Below are 17173 nucleotides of genomic sequence, written 5' to 3' on the forward strand. Positions count from 1 at the left end.
TTTATCGGAACACCTCCACATTTGATTTAAATCACGTGGCGAAAACAGACCAAAACACAACCTGCCCTGTTTGCGGTGGCATTTCTAAGTATTCGGGAGAACACACCGAAGCGACCATCATGCGCTGCACTGCTTGCGGTCACCGCTATAGCTTGCTCAAGGGAGAACCCGAAAGCTATTCCGCCGAGTATTTCTTGGAGGCTCACCGAAATTGGTTCAATAATCCCAACACTCCTTTATTCCAAAAAGTTACTGATGGATTGAGGGAGCTTCCGGCTGGAGCCCGCGTCCTTGATGTGGGTTGCGGCAAGGGCGATTTTCTCAAATACCTGCACGGTCAACGACCAGACCTCGAACTCTGCGGTTTGGATCTTAGTCCAAATCAAGACGTGCCCGGCATAACATTCGTCCAGAGCCTGGTTGAAGAATACGAACCCACTGAACCTTATGATGCTTTGGTCACCATGGCGGTGATCGAACATATCGACGACATCCAAGGTTTTGCCCAGAAGCTCAGCGACCTTGTCAAACCCAATGGGTTGGTTGTAGTAATGACCCTCGACGACACTAGTTTACTCTACAAACTCGGTCGGCTATTCCGAAAATTCGGAATCAACATCATATACAACCGGATTTACCAAGCCCATCACCTCAACCATTTTAATCGTGTCAGCTTACAGACTCTTTTGGAGCGCGCCGACATGGAATTGGTCGAATACCACGGGCATAACGTCCCACTTGCAGCGATCGACATTCCTGCAACTGGCTTACTCCAAAAGGTTTTAAGGGCTGGAGTCTGGGGCGTCTTTAATCTCAGCGAACTGACCGGAAATACCTATCTACAAACCTTGTTCATGCGTTCAAAGAGGTAATTAGCAGTAGCTATACCACATCAGAAGCGCCAAGGTTGAGGCTCCCCGCCCCCAAGCCTAAACGCTTTTTATAAAACCATCACCTGGACCTACGCAACCTGACGTAGTATTGAGCCCCCATAGGTATGGCTGAAAGCCAAGGTTCCACAAAGCGAAGGAAGGACAGTTGAGCCGGAAAGAACAATGTGTAGCCCGACTTGTCCAACTCCAAACCGGCCCCTCTCGCGATCGAAACCGTTTCGCTCCGCGGCAGCATGACCGCGTTTACATCGAAGGGGCATCGCTCAAAAATCCGCTTTGTGACCGGGTTGTAGGGGTTATGTTCGAAAATATACATAACCCCGGATTCCTTCAGAACCCGCGCACAGGCTTTCAGGGCATCAGATTGTTCTGATTTCGGTATGTGATGGAAGACATTGGCCGCGAAGATTAGATCAAATTCTTGATTTTGAATCTCATCCATATCCAAAACAAATTTGGCATTAGGATTATTCGCTCTCGCCTGCTTCACTGAATCTTCTGAAACATCAAATCCCCAAATCTCAGCTCGCGGAAAATATGAGGCGAGAAATTCAATACTTCGTCCCGGACCACATCCAAAATCCAAGATCCGCTCTGGAGCGCGCTCCTTAAGCTGCTGATTAATCAGCTTAATCTTGTATTCCGCAAAGTAGACATTCTCAGCCATCCCTGGCGGCATTGCTCCCGCCAATACGGCATCGTAGTTCGTGGCGAACTTATCGAATTCTTTCTCACTCATTCGATTTATTAGCAACGTTCACCAGCCGCCCAACACTAAACTGCGGCTTTTTGTTCAGCTTCAAATATGTGCGCCCCATATACTCGCCAATCATCCCAAGACAAAGAGTTTGTATTCCGCCGATGAATAGAATGGTGGTGACGACCGATGCCCACCCAGCTTGGATATCTGGATACATCAACTTTCCGACAACTACCGCCACCAACATAAGCATGCTAAGAAACGAGAGAGTAATACCCAGAAAGGAAACCACTCTCAAGGGGAATACCGAGAAGCTGGTGGCCATTTTCAGCCATAGGGATACTGAATTTATAAGATTGTAGTTACCAGCCCCCGACTCCCGCTCTTGGTGCTCAATATCAATTGTAGCAATCGATCGAGTCACGTCTAAGATCAAACCATCGATATAGGGATAAGGACCGTCATAGCGAACAATCTCATTCACGACCTCGCGGCGCATGGCCTTGAACGATGAAAGGTAAAGCCCGGTAGGTTTACTCAACAAACGCGTCGCCACCCAATCGTTAAAACGACTGCCAACCTTTTTCCAGAGCGCATGCTTTCGGTTACGATAATTCGTGTAACACACATCGTAACCCTCCTTAAGGGCGGAAAGAAGTTCCGCAATCGCTGAAGGAGGATGCTGTAGGTCATCATCCATTATAACTACATAACAGCCACTGCTGAGGTTAAGCCCGGCCATAGTGGCGTTATGTTGGCCAAAATTGCGTCGCAACCCAACCCCCTTGACCCATGGGTTTGCTGTCGCCAGTTCAAGGATAACATCCCAGCTGTTATCCGGACTGGCATCATTTACCAAAATCAACTCGAACTGCCCCTCGAGCCCCAAGGCCTTCATTTCCGTTGCGACCACCGCTACCAGCTTCGGCAAAATGGATTCGCTCCGATAAACCGGAACGACTATCGACAGAACGGGAGCGTCATCCATTTTACCCATAATACTTCCTCACCAGATTATCCAGATACGCATCATTAAAACCAAGCGAAAGCGTGCGGAGAATTTCAGCAATGCCTGCGATATCGACCTCATACGCTCCCCCCTTTTTTTCTTCGACGGTCGAAGCTTTCACCCCCAGCACACGTTCAAATGACTCAATGATCTCCCCCACTCGATAATTCCGGGGATTTGCGACGTTCAAAACTCTGTTTTGCCCCGTCCCTTGATCAATGATCGCAGCGCAGATACGCTCGATATCGTCGATATCCAAGAGATTGCGCTTAGCCCCGGTCCAGACCTTTACCTGCGCTCCCGCTCGAATCTTGTTGTAGAGACTATTTAAGAGGGTGTGTGGGTTTGCCGAGCGCCCCACTGCTTGGGGTAATCTCACGATAAGAAAATTATTCGATTCGCTGACCAATCGTTCCATGGCCAGTTTGTGCTTCACATACAGCGTCTGCGCCCGATCAGGATCGTAGATGCTGCATGTGCTGAAATACACCAACATGCATTCAGGTTGCAATTCCTTCAGGGTAGTCGAGAGCCGATCCTTCTCCCGGGCAAACTCCCCTGCATCGACACAGGAAGAATTGGAAACACCAGCGGCGTAGACACACACGTTCTCGGTGGCCTCAAACCTCCGCAGAAATACACCTGCCAATAGACCTGATCCGACAACCATGACCTAACTGGCGAGAATTGAGGCTAGCTGCCTTTCGAAGTTTACCATTCCCATGTGCTCAAACGGGAACTTTTCGTGAGCGCCACATGGTGCAGCAAGCATTTTGTCTCCCCTCCCCAAGACCAACCCGTTTCTGCGCTCCTTTATTTTGTCGCCGCAAGCACGCCCGTCCCATCAGCCGAGGGTATGCGAGGGACAGCCGAAGCGCCATCGTTCTTACCTTCCCCCTGCCCCCCCGCCTTCCCAGACACGCCCTAAAGCGGTCAGTGAACGCCTCCTGCGCTTACCGCTCTACAATACCCTGGATGACGCCACTCAGGACCGTGTGATTGAGGCAATTCTGGACTTCGCCTGAGACCGCCTCTCAGGCCTTGCCTCCGAAGGAAGCAGGCGTTGGCCTCTTCCCTTTTAACACGTCCATGACCCAATCTGCGTTCGAACCTTACCTGTCCGTAGTCTGCGCCTCGCGCAACGACGACCACGGCGGCGACCCCCTCATCCGCACCCAAATTTTCGTCAACTGCCTGGCGCGCCAATGCGAAGCCCTGCAGCTGCCGACCGAACTCATCATCGTTGATTGGAACCCCGTCGCCGGTCGCCCCGGCCTCGCTGGCGTTCTGCAGCTCCCGGAGGGCTCCACCTACTGCCGCGGCCGCGTCATCACCGTCCCGACGGAGCTGCATCGCCGCTACAAGTATTCCGAAAAGCTGCCGTTCCTGCAGATGATCGCCAAGAACGTCGGCATCCGTCGCGCCAAGGGCCAATTCGTCCTCGCGACCAACATCGACATCATCTTCTCCGCCGAACTGATGGCCTTCATCGGCAAGCAGCGCCTCGACCCGTCCAAAATGTATCGCGTCGACCGCTACGACATCAAAGCCGGCATCCCCCTCGACTTCACCCTGGAGCAGACGCTCGACTACGCGTGGAAGAACCCCCTGCGCAACAACCGTCGCTTTGGCCCCGCCGCCGTCGTCGAACACCTCTACGGCGACAATCCGCACCGCAAGGAGTGCATCCCCAACCCGGATTTCTTCGAAACCGTGCATGGTTTTGAGGCCATCCAGCACGACGGCGCCTGGCTCATCTGCCCGCAGCGTGACACCCTCATGGGCGAGATTCACACCAACGCCTGCGGCGACTTCACCCTGCTCGCCCGCGAAGCTTGGGAGCAAATCGCCGGCTACGCCGAGTTCGCCAGCTACTCCTTCAACATCGACAGCGTCGGCGTTTATGCCGCCCATTACGGCGGCTTCGAGGAGGTCTCGTTGTTGCCGCCGTGCGTGTGCTTCCACATCGAGCACAGCCTCGGCTCCGGCTGGACCCCGGAAGGCGAAAAGAAGCTTTTCGAGCGCCTCAACAACGCCGAAATCCTCAATCCCGAGTGGCCCGTGCTCAACGACCTCATTGAGCAGATGAAGGTCAGCGACGCGCCCATACCCCTCAACGACGCTGAGTGGGGCCTCGCCCCCTTCGAGTTGCCGGAGGAGCCGATCGAAGTGGGCGCCTTTCACGCCTCTCCCGATCATCCGTGGCCCCAGCAGGACTGGCCGCCCGCCTCCGTCAGCGCGATCAAACCGGGCTTCGATCTGGACCGCATGACCCTCTGGTATGAGCGCAAGCTCGGTGAGGGGCGTTATGGCCGCAAGGATCCGGACCAGACCCACGTGGTGCAGATCTTTGTTCCCGACGCCAACAACGCTCACTCCGAGGAACGTTGCTTCAACCTCGAGACCCACCTCGATGGCGACGAAACCCACTACGTCGCCATCGACGACTACTTCCCCGGCACCACCCTGCGCTTCGATCCGGCTTACAAGCCCGGTATCATTGAGATCCACGATTTCACGATCATGGAGCCTCAAAGCGGCCGAGTCCTCTGGAGCATTCAGGACTGTGCCAAAGCCCGCCTGGGCGTCTGGGGCACCACCCGCGTGCTCTCTTCGCCGCCTGACTCGGCAAATGAACTGCGCCTGCTGGTCAACGGCTGGGATCCCCAGCTCTGGCTGCCGCCGCTGCCCACGCACCAACAATCCATCATGGTGCGCTTTCGCATGACGCACCTCCCCTACTCGCGGTTCGAGGCACAGTAACGCTCCTTCGGGCTTCGCCGCTGGCCTGGTGATTCCCTGCATCCATCCAACGTCAGTCACGTTGCCCGCCGCCTGTTCCACACCTGCCCTTCTGCACCACCTCGACGCGCCCGCCTCGTGGCACGACCTGCCGCGTCGCGTCCTGGTGCGGGGCTGGGTTTTCGCTCCCGGCGCCGCCCCGTTGCAGGCCGTGCGCGCCCGTGTCGGCGGCACCTTGATCAGCGGAAACGTCGGCTTTCATCGCCCGGATGTGAAGGCGGCGTATCCAGATGCCCCCGACGACTACACCGGCTTCCAGATCGCGATCGAAACGCCTCGCGGCCGCTTCCCGCTGGAGCTCGAAGCGCTCACCGCCGGCGGCGAATGGTGGTCCTTTCTGGAGCTGGAGGCGCATGGGAAGCCCAGGCGTCGCCCTTACATCTTCGGCGCCGATTCCCCCGAGGAACTACTGGCCGGACAACTTGCCCTGCAACCACGCCACCCGCCGCGTCCGTTGCAGCCGGAGCACTTTCCCGCCGTCCATCTCGCGCCGGGCACGAGCCTGCCCGTCGTCGATATCGTCACCCCCAACCTCAATCAAGGTCGTTGGCTCCCGGCCGCCGTAGCCAGCACCGCCGGACTCGACGGCGTGCGCCACACCGTGCGTGACGGTGGCTCCACCGATGGTTCGGTCGAGTGGCTGCGGGAGTCTGCTTCATCGCTCCATTCGTGGGTCAGCGAAAAGGACGATGGCCAGGCCGACGCGATCGCCCGGGGCCTCGCCGCTACCGCCGGGGAGCCCGAGGACCTCATGGCCTGGATCAATGCCGACGATCATTACCTGCCCGGCGCGATCGAGTTCGTGCGCCGCTATTTTGCGGCTCACCCCCGGGTCGATGTCATTTATGGCAACCGCGTGATGGTGGACGAAGACGGTGCGGAAGTTGGCCGTTGGCACCTGCCCCCGCATAACGACGATGTGCTGAAGCTCTACGATTTTGTCCCGCAGGAGACCCTCTTCTGGCGGCGTCGTATATGGGATCAGGTCGGCGGCATCGACCCGACCTTCCAGTTCGCGCTCGATTGGGACCTGCTGCTTCGCTTTCAAGCCGCCGGCGCTCGCATCGAGCACCTCCCCCGATTCCTCGGCGCCTTTCGCCTGCATGCCGCGCAGAAATCTTCCGCCGCCATCGGCAGCACCGGCCAGGCCGAGCTGGATGCTCTGCGTCGCCGCACCTTCGGACGGGATCTCGCTCCGTCGGAGTTAATCGAATCCTCGTTCATCAACCGCTACCTCCGCCGAAGCGCGCGCCGCGAACTCGCCGCCCGTTTCGGTCTGCGCCCGTCCCTTTAACGCCTTATGCCTTCTCCCCGCTTTCTTGTTGTTGGTGCCGGTTTCTCCGGAGCCGTCATTGCTCGCGAATTGGCCACCCACACCGGTGCACAGGTCGACGTCATCGACAGCCGTCCGCACATCGCCGGCAACTGCCACACCGAGCGCGACGCCTCCACCGGCGTGATGGTGCACATCTACGGTCCCCACATTTTTAATACGCAACGGCAGGACGTTTGGGACTACGTGAATCGCTTCGCCACCTTCGGCCCCTACGTGAACCGGGTGAAGGCGCACACCCCGCGCGGCGTGTATTCGCTCCCCATCAACCTGCTCACCATCAATCAGTTTTTCGGCCGCGATTTCAGCCCCGCCGAAGCCCGGGCCCACCTCGCCTCCCTCGGCGACCACTCCATCACCGAACCGCAAAATTTCGAGGAGCAGGCCCTGAAGTTTCTCGGCCGGGAGCTCTACGAAAACTTCTTTCACGGCTACACCGTAAAACAGTGGGGCTGCGACCCCAAGGACCTGCCTGCCTCCATCCTCAAGCGACTGCCGGTCCGCTTTAACTACGACGACAGCTACTTCAACTGCCTCCACCAGGGCATTCCGCTCGACGGCTACACCGCGCTCATCGAGGGCATCTTCGACGTATCCGGCGTCAATGTTCGCCTGAGCACGACCTTTGAGCCCGGCATGGCGCGCGACTACGACCACGTCTTCTACACCGGCCCGCTCGATGCCTACTTCGGCCACCAACATGGTCGCCTCGGTTACCGCACCGTCACCTTCGACCGCTTTGAAGCCGAGGGCGACATTCAGGGCAACGCCGTCATCAACTACACCGACGCCGCCGTGCCCTTTTCGCGTATCCACGAGCACAAACACTTCACGCCCTGGGAAACGCACGAACGCTCCGTCGCCTTTCGCGAGTATTCCAAGGAAACCGAAGCCGCCGACATCCCCTATTACCCCAAGCGTCTCGTCGCCGACCTCGACCTGCTACGCACCTACGCCGACCTCGCCGCTCAGCAAACTGGCGTCTCTTTCGCTGGGCGCCTCGGCACCTACCGCTACCTCAACATGGACCAGGTCGTCGGTGAATCCCTCGACTTCGCCGCCCGCTGCGTCACCGCCCTTGCCCAGCGCCAGCCGCTTCCCCTATTTTCCGCCCCTCCATTGCCCCCCGCCTGACCCATGCCCGACCTCGCCATCGTTATCCCGATCTACAACGAGTCCGCCAACATCGGCGCGCTCCTCCGTGAATGGGGCGAAGCCCTCGACGCGGTGGGGGCAGATTACCGCTTCATCACCCTCAACGACGGCTCCAAAGACAATACCGCCGAGGTCCTTGCCTCCGCCGCTACCGAGCTCGGCGACCGCATCGATGTCGTCAACAAAGCCAACAGCGGGCACGGCCGCACCTGCCGCTTCGGTTACGAACGCGCCCTCGCTGCCGACTATCCGTGGATCCTCCAGATCGACTCCGACGGCCAGTGCGACCCGATTTACTTTGCCGACATGTGGGCCGCCCGTGACCAGGCCGATTGCGTTTTTGGTCTGCGCGTCACCCGCGACGACGGCCTCGCCCGCGCCATCATTTCCCGGATGGTGCGACTCTCCACCTTTTGCCTCACCGGTCGCGATCTGCGTGACGCCAACGTGCCCTACCGACTGATGCGCCACGAGGTGCTCGCCCGCGCCCTCAAGCGCGTGCCCGCCGATTTCGACATCCACAACGTCGCTCTCACCCTCGCCCTCAAACGTGACCCGTCCGTGCGCTGGCACTATGTGCCGATTCGCTTCCGCGACCGCCAAGGGGGCACCAACAGCATTGATGTGCCCAAGATCTTCAAAATGGGCTGGAACATGCTCCGTGCCTTGCGCGGCGTGAGCTGACCGCCACCGCACTCGTTCGTCATGGCAGATTCGCCCGCATCGTCCTCCGAAGCTTCTCGTCCCGCCGACGAGAATCTGGTCACGACCTTGCGTCGCGAAATCGTCGCCGCCGAACTGCAGATTCTCGAGCTCAATGACCGTCTCGCGGCCAAGGACACCGACCGCGCCGACGCCGTCGCCCTGCTCGGCCAAGCCGAACTCGTGCTCGAGGAAAAGATCGGCTACATCATGACGCTCGACCAGGCGCTCAACACGCGTATCCGCGAACTCGAGCAGGAGTGTGATCGCAAGACCGCCGAGATCGACCGTCGCGGCGAAGCCCTCCAAGCGGCCCACGCGGCCGACGAGCGCAATCGCGCCGAACGCGACGCGGTCATCAAAGACCTGAGCGAACGTCTCGAAGCCGCCAATCAGGAGATCAACCGCGCCCACGAACTGGCCCGCGACTACGCTGAAAAGTTCAACGGCGCCGAACAGGCGCTCGCGGCGACCAAAGCCGAACTCGCCGCGACCACCGAGCAACTCACGCAGACCCAAACGAAGCTCACCACTCGCGACGCCGAGCTCGCCGACGCCCTCGCCCGCATCGAAGCCCTTTCCGCTCAACTCAACGACACGACCGTCCGTCTCTCCACCTCCGAGGAAACCCTCGCCGCCGAACGCGGACGCCTGCACACCATATTTCACTCCACGCTGTGGCGCTGGGGTCGGCCGTGGCGTGCGCTCTTCGGCCCCAAGCTATGAGTGTCGCCCCGCCCGAGATCGCCCACGGGCTGGAGACCCCGTATCCGCTGCAGCCGTGCCAGAACTATTTTCGGCTCGAGGGCTGGGCTCTCCTCCGGGGCGGCGCCGCCCCGACCATCGCCCGTATTCGGATCGGCGATACCACCCATGCGCCCGAATCCACCTCCCGCCGCGACGACGTGCAGTCGCTGTATCCAGAAGATGAATTCGCCGCCAACACCGGGTTCCTCTTCGTCATTTACCTGCCTTTCGGCAACCACCTCGCGACCCTCGAAGCCAGCAACGACGGCGGTGACACCTGGCACCCCGTGCGCAGCATGATGGTGCCGGTCAGCTCCCATCCGCTGATGGGCGCCTTCGAACCCGCGGGCACCAACGGCCTCATCACCGAGACTTGCCGCCCGACCGGTTGGGTGTGGCACCCCGAATTCGAGATCGCGCACATCGAACTCCTCTTCGGCAACATGGCCCTGCCCGTGGAAACCGGACTGGAGCGACCCGACGTGGCCGAGCGTTTTCCTGACCAACCCGGCGCCCGTTACAGCGGATTCCTCCTCGCCGAGAATCTGCCCCGCGGCAAGGGACCGATTCGCCTACACGTCACCACGTCCTGCGGCCGCACCTACTTTCTCGATCCGGCCTATTCGGCCAAACTGCCGAACGGCGCATACGCTCCGCCGCGCCCACCGCCCGACATGTGGGAGCTGCCACCGGTGGATCGAGCCGGCACCGGTGCCTCAACACCTCTGCCTGCCGCGCCCGACCCGGCCGGCCCGCACAACGTGCTCTTCGTGCTCTACGGCGATTTTACCTCCAACAGCGCCGCCCACGTTTGCGCCTTGGCCGACGAACTCATCGGTCACGGCTATGACTGTATCGTCGCGGTCCCGGAGCATGCCGAAACCATCGGTGCACAAGGCCGCACCCGCTTCCTGGCCATCGAATACCCCGATCTCCCGAATCTGGCGTCCTATTACCGGGACAGTCGCGGCCCCGCGGTGATTCACGCCTGGACCACTCGCGAGCGCGTCCGCCTCTTTTGCGCCGAAGCCCAGACCCGTTTCGACTGCGACTTGATCCTGCACCTTGAGGACAACGAACGCGAACTCCTCGCCAATCACCTGAACTGCTCTCTGGAGGAACTGGAAACCCTCCCTGCCGAGGACCTGGATCAACGCGTGCCGCTCGACCTGACCCACCCTCTGCGCGCCAGCCAATTTATGGCCTCCGCCCAGGGCATCACCGTGATCATCGATCGTCTGCGTGAATTCGTTCCTGCTGACGTCCCGTCGACCGAGATTTGGCCGGCAGCGTTACCAACCTTCGCCCCCCGGCCACTCGATCACACCTTTCGCCGCACCCTCGGTATCGCTGATTCGGATACCGTCCTTTTTTATCACGGCAACGCCCACGCCTCCAACGCACCGGAGATGCTCGAGCTGCACCGTGCCGTGCTGCAGCTCAACGAAGCCGGCCACCGCACCTGGCTCCTTCGCACTGGCCGCAATTCCCCGGACTTCGAGCGGCTCCTCCCCCCCGCGGTGCGACCGCACTTGATCCACCTCGGCTTCGTCAAACGCCACCGCGACCTGCCCCGCTTCATGGCCATGGCCGACGTCTTCGTGCAACCCGGTCAGGCCGGCAGCTTCAACGACTACCGCTTCCCCTCCAAACTGCCCGAGTTCTTTGCCCTCGGTCGTCCCGTGATTCTGCCACGGTCCAATCTGGGCCACACCGTCCAGCACCTCCGCGACGCCTACGTGCTGGAGGACGCCAACGCCGCCACCATTGCCGCCGCCGTGATGGAGTTGACGGCCTCGCCAGAACTCACCGCCTCCCTGTCTCAAGGCGCCATCGCCTTCGGACAAAAACACTTCTCGTGGCCCCGTTCAGCGCAGCGTCTGATCGACTTTCTGCTTCAGCACACCCGTCTGAAGGCCCCCGACGACGCCCGCCAACGCGCCGCCCGCGCGGTCTCCGCCGCCGCTGCAGATTAATCCGCCTGTTTCCGCCCCCCGTTCTCCGCTTCGATCCTACTCGTGAGTTCCTCCGACGCCTCCCTTTCCAGTCACGCCATCGCCTATCGTCGGCTTCTCGCCCGGTATTTTAACCTGCTGCTGCCGCCGGACGCCTCAGTGCTCGAGGTCGGCTGTGGCACCGGCATGTTGCTCAAGCACCTAGCGGCCTCCCGCCGCGTCGGTATCGATATCGACCCTCAAGCCGTCGCCGCCGCCCGTGAGCAGGTGCCCGACGCCGAGTTCCAAGAAGCCGACGGCAACCACCTGCAGCTGGAGGAATCCTTCGATACCGTGATTCTCTCCGATACGATCAACTACGTCCCGGACGTGCAGTCGATCTTCGCCCAGATCCGCCGTATCAGCACGCCGACTACACGGCTGATCATCACTCTACCCAACACCCTCTGGCGTCCGGTGTTCGCCCTCGCCGATAAACTCGGCTGGCGTCGCTCCCATCCGCCCAGCAGTTGGCTGTCGGATCGCGACGTGCACAACCTGCTTTCGCTTGCCGATTGGGAACCCATCAAAACCCAGTCCCGCATCATTTTCCCCTATGCCGGCGGCTTCATCGAGCGCGCCTTGAACCGCTGGGTGGCGCCGCTGCTGCCCTGGTTCTGCCTCACCCAGTTTATTGTTGCCCGCCCGGCCCGCGATCAGGCCCGCTCGTCCAACACCCTGCGACGCACGCTCCAAGCCCCTGACGAGACCACCGTGTCGATCGTCGTGCCCGCCCGCAACGAGGCCGGCAATATCGAGGCCGCCATCACCCGCACCCCGCCGATGGGCAAATGGACCGAGTTCATTTTCGTTGAAGGCGGTTCCAGCGACAACACGTGGGAGGAAATCCTGCGCGTGCAAAAGGCCTACCCCGCGGTGCGGATCAAAGCCCTGCAGCAAAGCGGCAAAGGCAAGGGCAACGCCGTGCGTGACGGTTTCGCCCAGGCGGAGGGCGACGTGCTCATGATCCTCGACACCGACCTCACCATGCCGCCCGAGGAGCTGCCGAAATATTTCCATGCCGTCACGGCCGGGCACTGCGAATTCGCCAACGGCTGCCGCCTGGTGTATCCAATGGACAAGCACGCCATGCAGTTCCTCAACATGCTCGCCAACAAAACCTTCGGCGTGCTCTTCTCCTGGCTCCTCGGCCAACCCGTCAAGGACACCCTCTGCGGCACCAAGGTGCTGCGCCGTTCGGACTACGAACGCATTGCCGCCAACCGTGCCTACTTCGGTGACTTCGACCCTTTCGGCGATTTTGACCTGCTCTTTGGCGCAGACCGCCTCGGCCTCAAGATCCGCGACATCCCCATCCGTTACCGCGATCGCACCTACGGTTCCACCAACATCAGCCGTTGGAGCCATGGTTGGCTTTTGTTGCGCATGGTCCTCTTCGCCGCCCGCAAGCTGAAGTTCGTCTAGGGAGGTAGCTGGGCACGCCCTAATCGGGCTTAACGCGCGTCGAAGCGGCTGAGCCAGAACTGGTCGAAGGCCCCGTTGTGGCCCGGCCCGGCCAGCACTCGCAGCACCAGCCTGTCGCCCGGCTGCCAGTCGCCCAGCGGCACCACCTTTTCCCGCATGCCGATTTCGCCCTGCGGGGATAGCCAGTCCGAGTGGATTCCGGCCACCACTTGGTCGTCGCGCACCCACTCCACCAGCAGCGCCACGCCGTCAAAATCACGTTGTTCATAGGCGGCCGGGTTTACGCCGTAACGTAGATCCAGCTCGGTCGCGCCCGCCGGAACGTCAAAGAACAATTCACTGACGGCGTGGACCAACAGGTGTTGCTCCTCCCCATCCCACACCACGTCATAACCAAACGGATACGCCCCTTCCACCGCGTCGATCCCGACCTGTTCTTTCGCGCGTTCGCCTTCCGGCGTGCCGCGAATCGGTTTGCGTTGATCGGCCGGGAGCAGCTCTTCGGCATTGTTGAGGCGCGTCCCGCGGATTCCCAGATTGGCCGCTTCCGTGCGCAGCCGACCGTAGTCCTCCTTGCTGCAATACATGGTGATGTCCTCCTCCCAGAACAACAGCGGCAAGGGCCACATCCCAAGCTGGTCGATCCGCTCCGTCGTCCACTGCCCTTGCACCCGCGATTCCGCCCGCAGCACCAGCAGCGGCACGTTCTCGTTTTCCAGCAACTTCACGCCCTGTCGCACCCGGTCGGGGTGCAAAAACATCTGCGAGTCCGGGATGATCAACATCCGCCGCTCACTGAAGAACGGATACGCCGAGCTCCATCCGGGCGAGTGCATCACGATCACATCGCCCGGCTCCGTCAGCTCGCGCATCAAACGCGTCAGCCCGAAATCGCCCCGCGTCGGCATGGTCTGCTCCGCCAAATAGTTCTTCTGGTAGCCTTGGTGCTGGGCGGCTGCAGTCACCAGCAATCCAACCACGGTCAATCCTCGGAAAAGCCCAGCTAGCCCTGCTTTCTCGCTGGCGGCTGCCTTCCGCCATAGCTCCATCCCGGCGATTCCCACCAGCACGCACGCGAACGCGCCTGTGGCGTAGAAGTAGTAGTCGTGCAGGTAATACAGGTTGAAGAAGATCGACGGGCCGCCGAAGAAGCCCAGCGTAGCCAACAGCGCCAACTCGCGCGTCCGGCGCATCAACAGGCACAAGCCGAGCGCCACCCCGGCCGCACTCAAGGTGATCACATTCACCCGCGTGTAGAGGAAGAGTTGCCCCCACTGTTCGGGATCCAGTCGCGCCGCCAAGGTGCCGAAGTTGAACTCCTGCAATTCGCTCGACCGCAAAAAGCTGGCCACCGGGTTCAACGATTTCACCCCATCGGCATAACGCACCCACGCCAAACCAGCCCCCAACAACGGCACGCCCAGCCCCACCGACTGCCACACCAACGACGCGCCCGATCCTTCGCGACGACGCAGCCATACCCACGCGTCCCGCAAAAACAAGACCGCCCACGGCAGACAAAACACCGCCCACGTCGTGCCCTTCACCACGGCCGCGCCCGCGCCCGTCACCAGCGCCAAGCCCCATGCCCACTTCGCCGCGGGCTCCGCTCGAAAGCGTAACACCGCCCACAAAAACCACGCACTCAGCGCCCACGCCGTGGACTCGATCATCACCGTGCGGGAGTAGAATATGTAGATCGGCGACGTGAGGATCGGCACCACCACAAGCAGGCTCGTGCCGCGCCCGTAACCCGCGAGTCGCGCCATCAGCCGCCACGCCGGCAGCCCGAGCAAAAACATCGCCCACGCCACCGCCCGACCGGATTTGATCACATCCGAGTCCAGCCCATTGGCCACCTTCGCCGCCATCCATTGATAGAGCGGAAACTCCATCGGCATCGACCACGGTTTGCCCAGCACCGGCGTCTCGTAATCGAGGCGGAAACCTTGTTCCCGCATCACTCGCGCTGTCAGTGCCGTCTGGCTCTGGCGAAATTCATGACCGAGCAGCCCCGGGTTATCCCAATTGCGCGACGCCCAGAAGAGGCTCCACCCAAGCGCGACCAGCAGCACCAGCACGGCCGCCCATTCCCAACGCACCTTACGCCCGGCAGCGCTCGTCTCACTCACGGGCCGCCTCCTCCAAGCTAAATTCCGCCAGCGTCAGATACGCCCAGTCGTAGGCAATGCTGCCTCCTTGGCGGGTCGTAAACACCAGCTGTTCTCCCGACATCACTTCACCGGTCACCACATCCTGCTGCAGGCCGCGGTCACCTTCCGCCGAACGCGGATCCAAGTAACGCTTCCAAATCAACCGACGCGTCCCCTCGTCGCCGTCCCGCTCTCCCCAAAGCGCAAACTCGACGCCGTCAGTTTTGTCGTCGAGTCGCACGTCGCGGTTCCAAGACGGGTCGGTCAGACCATACTCGAGCTTCGCCTGAAACGCCCCGGCGACCTCGGCGATCCACAGGTCCGTCGGCGGATGCACACTCACCGCCCAGCGTTCGCCCACCGGATACGCGTTGTAGCCAAACTTCACCCGGTAGCGATCCACCGGCCGATTGATCATCTTAAACGCCGTGTGTGAGCCGCCCGCCGTCAGACGATATTCCTCCAGATAGTCCGGACCCGCGTCGTAATCCTCCGTCAATTCGATCGCGCTGTATTGGGAGGTCTTCAACGAGGCCCGCAGCTTCGCGTAGTGTGTCGGGGTCACGTAGACATCCGAGTCCTGGTGTCGAAACGCCGGCACCGGCACGAGCCCGACCCGCTTGATCAGAAACTCCACCATCTCGCGATTTTCCCGCGGGCGCCCCGTGATCACCACGGCCCCGATATCTTCGTCATCCAAATCGCCGATCGCGCCATCCAAATACTCGAGATCCGCGTCCAAGCCATTCCGCACCATCAACGCACGCCGCTTGGCATAATACGGCAGGATCGCCGACCAGTCGTGACCGATGCCGACCAGCACGGTCTCCTTGGGCAGGAAGTCGCGCAGCACCTCGGCCATGCCGGAGCCTCCGTGGCTCTCCACCTTTTGCAGCGGGAAATAATACGTCGCGTAGGCGTGCACCATGCCCGCACAGGGCAGCAGCGCCAAACCGGCCCGCAGCGCCAACGGACCGCGCCCGTATTCCCACACGCCAACGATCGCGAAACCGAACGCGAAGGTCAGGAACGCCACGCCCGCATAAAAATAGTAGTCCTGGTAGGCGTAGGCATACGGAAAGGCCAGTTGCCCAAAAAACCACACTCCGGTCGCCAGCAGGATCAGACCCCGGTCGCGGGCCTGGCGGCACCACACCAGCCCCAACACCAGCGTGAGCCCCACCACCCAGGGCAACGCGATCGCCTCCGACCAGCGCGCAAACATCACCCGCCAGGTCTCGACCGAAAACCGCGAATCAAGGCTGAACGTCCCGAAATTCCCCACCGAGAGATTCTTCGAGGTAAACACATACCCGGAGCGATGCCCCTCTTTGATCGCATCCGTGTATCCAATCCACCACTTCAACGCCCCCAGCGGCAGCACCACCGTGCCCAGCCCCCACGCCGTCGTGAGCCAAGTCGGCCGACTCAGCCCGTGTTTCCGCCAACTCGTCCACAAGCACCACGCCCCATACACCGCCGCCGGAAACAGCCAGACCGCAAAAACCAAACTCTTGATCAACGCCGCAAGCGTGCCCGCCACCACACAGGCGACGAACCAGCCCACCTTGCGGGTATCCATCGTGCGCACAAACGCGGTCAGGAACCAGGCCGACAGCGCCATCGCCATCGGATCGATCAAAAAGGCCCGGGAGTAAAAGATCAGCGCCGGACAAAACAGCGTCACCGCCAGCAAAACCCAACGCCGCGCCGCACTCACCCCGAACGAGCCCAGCAGCAGCCAAAACGCCGGCAGCGCCGCATAAAAACTCCCCAGCGAAACGATCCGCGCCGCCTCGAACAATTCCAACCCGGTCGCGCGCTTTAGTCCCACCACCGTCCACTGGTATAGCGGGAACTCCAAGGGAAAGGCCCACGGTTTGCCCAAAATCGGCGTTTCGTAATACAGCCCGAAGTTATCCTGCTGATCGATATACTCCGAGATGATCGCCGTCTGCGCCTGGCGAAACTCATGCCCCACCATAAATCCCCAGCTGAAATTGTAGCTGGCGAAGTAGAAGTGGCCCAGCAGCGCCACCACGAAGAACCCGAACGTCCATCGGGAAGAGAGCAAATGCGGCGAAGCGGACGGGGCTGTCTCAGGCATGGGAAACGCGCACTTAGCAGGATTCCCGCGCCCCCTGTCAACAAAGCCCTCTGCCCGTCGTAAGCAGCCAACGCAAAACACATTACCGACACGTCACCGTCTCCCAACCGCCATTCCTAATTCAAATTATTTGCCCCGCCGACCCGCCGGGAA

The 17173-nt window shown here is 60.8% G+C and carries 13 protein-coding genes; 8 read left to right on the forward strand and 5 right to left on the reverse strand.

Annotation, left to right across the window (positions count from 1 at the left end; translation table 11 throughout):
• The first annotated feature begins 119 nt into the window (after positions 1 to 119).
• Positions 120 to 872: a class I SAM-dependent methyltransferase gene (locus tag K1X11_RS03680; protein WP_221032925.1), complete on the forward strand. Its 753-nt coding sequence runs from the start codon at positions 120 to 122 to the stop codon at positions 870 to 872.
• A gap of 79 nt (positions 873 to 951) precedes the next feature.
• Here K1X11_RS03680 and K1X11_RS03685 read toward each other — a convergent pair whose 3' ends face one another.
• The 3 genes from K1X11_RS03685 to K1X11_RS03695 are packed head-to-tail and all read right to left on the reverse strand — an operon-like array spanning position 952 to position 3272.
• Positions 952 to 1632, reverse strand: coding sequence for a class I SAM-dependent methyltransferase (locus tag K1X11_RS03685; RefSeq protein WP_221032926.1), 681 nt, complete (start codon positions 1630 to 1632; stop codon positions 952 to 954).
• Positions 1625 to 2581 carry a glycosyltransferase family 2 protein gene (locus K1X11_RS03690; RefSeq protein ID WP_221032927.1) on the reverse strand — a complete coding sequence of 319 codons (957 nt, stop codon included), beginning with the start codon at positions 2579 to 2581 and terminating at the stop codon, positions 1625 to 1627. Before K1X11_RS03690 ends, K1X11_RS03685 begins: the two co-directional genes overlap by 8 nt.
• Before the next feature lies 1 nt (position 2582).
• Complete coding sequence (locus K1X11_RS03695; protein WP_221032928.1) at positions 2583 to 3272, reverse strand: NAD-dependent epimerase/dehydratase family protein; 690 nt, start codon at positions 3270 to 3272, stop codon at positions 2583 to 2585.
• A gap of 419 nt (positions 3273 to 3691) precedes the next feature.
• On the opposite strand from K1X11_RS03695, the gene K1X11_RS03700 reads away from it, so the two are divergent.
• From K1X11_RS03700 to K1X11_RS03730, 7 genes are all read left to right on the forward strand, one after another.
• Positions 3692 to 5365: a hypothetical protein gene (locus tag K1X11_RS03700; protein WP_221032929.1), complete on the forward strand. Its 1674-nt coding sequence runs from the start codon at positions 3692 to 3694 to the stop codon at positions 5363 to 5365.
• A 61-nt stretch (positions 5366 to 5426) separates the two neighbouring features.
• Positions 5427 to 6698: a glycosyltransferase family 2 protein gene (locus K1X11_RS03705; RefSeq protein WP_221032930.1), complete on the forward strand. Its 1272-nt coding sequence runs from the start codon at positions 5427 to 5429 to the stop codon at positions 6696 to 6698.
• A 6-nt stretch (positions 6699 to 6704) separates the two neighbouring features.
• Positions 6705 to 7871, forward strand: a complete 1167-nt coding sequence (locus K1X11_RS03710) for a UDP-galactopyranose/dTDP-fucopyranose mutase family protein (RefSeq protein ID WP_221032931.1) — start codon at positions 6705 to 6707, stop codon at positions 7869 to 7871.
• Positions 7872 to 7874: 3 nt separating this feature from the next.
• Positions 7875 to 8576, forward strand: coding sequence for a glycosyltransferase family 2 protein (locus K1X11_RS03715; RefSeq protein WP_221032932.1), 702 nt, complete (start codon positions 7875 to 7877; stop codon positions 8574 to 8576).
• A 21-nt stretch (positions 8577 to 8597) separates the two neighbouring features.
• Positions 8598 to 9320, forward strand: coding sequence for a hypothetical protein (locus tag K1X11_RS03720; protein ID WP_221032933.1), 723 nt, complete (start codon positions 8598 to 8600; stop codon positions 9318 to 9320).
• Entirely contained in the window at positions 9317 to 11317 is a 2001-nt protein-coding gene (locus tag K1X11_RS03725) for a glycosyltransferase (protein ID WP_221032934.1), read from the forward strand. The genes K1X11_RS03720 and K1X11_RS03725 overlap by 4 nt, the downstream gene beginning before the upstream one ends.
• A 42-nt stretch (positions 11318 to 11359) precedes the next feature.
• Positions 11360 to 12760 (forward strand): glycosyltransferase, encoded by a 1401-nt coding sequence (locus K1X11_RS03730; RefSeq protein ID WP_221032935.1) that lies wholly within the window; start codon positions 11360 to 11362, stop codon positions 12758 to 12760.
• 29 nt (positions 12761 to 12789) lie between these two features.
• Here K1X11_RS03730 and K1X11_RS03735 read toward each other — a convergent pair whose 3' ends face one another.
• A complete protein-coding gene (locus K1X11_RS03735; RefSeq protein ID WP_221032936.1) occupies positions 12790 to 14892 on the reverse strand; it encodes an ArnT family glycosyltransferase in 2103 nt (700 codons plus the stop codon).
• The gene (locus tag K1X11_RS03740; protein ID WP_221032937.1) at positions 14885 to 17020 is read right to left on the reverse strand and encodes an ArnT family glycosyltransferase; all 2136 of its coding nucleotides are present in this window, start codon (positions 17018 to 17020) and stop codon (positions 14885 to 14887) included. The genes K1X11_RS03735 and K1X11_RS03740 overlap by 8 nt, the downstream gene beginning before the upstream one ends.
• Positions 17021 to 17173 lie beyond the last annotated feature (153 nt).

Origin of the sequence: Actomonas aquatica, from assembly GCF_019679435.2 — a bacterium.
GTDB classification, from domain to species: domain Bacteria; phylum Verrucomicrobiota; class Verrucomicrobiia; order Opitutales; family Opitutaceae; genus Actomonas; species Actomonas aquatica.